Source organism: Psychrobacter sp. HII-4 (assembly GCF_904846595.1).
Lineage (GTDB): Bacteria > Pseudomonadota > Gammaproteobacteria > Pseudomonadales > Moraxellaceae > Psychrobacter > Psychrobacter celer.
The window spans coordinates 1-633 of record NZ_CAJHBJ010000112.1 but is presented as its reverse complement, the minus strand read 5'-3'; the positions used below and the strand labels follow the sequence as shown (position 1 = coordinate 633).

Genomic DNA, 633 nt, shown 5'->3' with positions numbered 1-633 from the left:
AACGCAGCGAACCTTGAGAAACAAATTAGATAAAAAAGCTTGACAAACCAAATCGTTATGATATGATAGTCGGCTCGCTAATAACGATAAGCACATTGCTTAGTTATTAGTTATATAACTCTTTAACTGGACGACAGTGAAGAGGCACTATTTAAAAGCACAACTAAAGAACAACTTGTGTGGATTTTTGCTGATATAGAATGCTAAAAAATAAAGTTGGTTTTGACTTCTTTTTGGAGTCAGTTCTAACTATAAAAATTATCATTTACTCAGCAGAAAAACTCAAAGTTAATTCATTACGAACATAATTTTAAGCGATTTGCTAGATAAATGAGCCAAGATTAGAAGTCATCTTCCTATTTATAGGTAAAGGCTTCAGATAGATTAAACTGAAGAGTTTGATCATGGCTCAGATTGAACGCTGGCGGCAGGCTTAACACATGCAAGTCGAGCGGAAACGATGGGAGCTTGCTCCCAGGCGTCGAGCGGCGGACGGGTGAGTAACACTTAGGAATCTACCTAGTAGTGGGGGATAGCTCGGGGAAACTCGAATTAATACCGCATACGTCCTACGGGAGAAAGGGGGCAGTTTACTGCTCTCGCTATTAGATGAGCCTAAGTCGGATTAGCTAG

The 633-nt window shown here is 39.7% G+C and carries 1 rRNA gene; it reads left to right on the top strand.

Features of this window, described 5'->3' with window-relative positions:
- Window positions 1–386: 386 nt before the first annotated feature.
- Window positions 387–633: ribosomal RNA gene (locus JMX98_RS13985) — 16S ribosomal RNA — on the top strand; the annotation flags it as partial.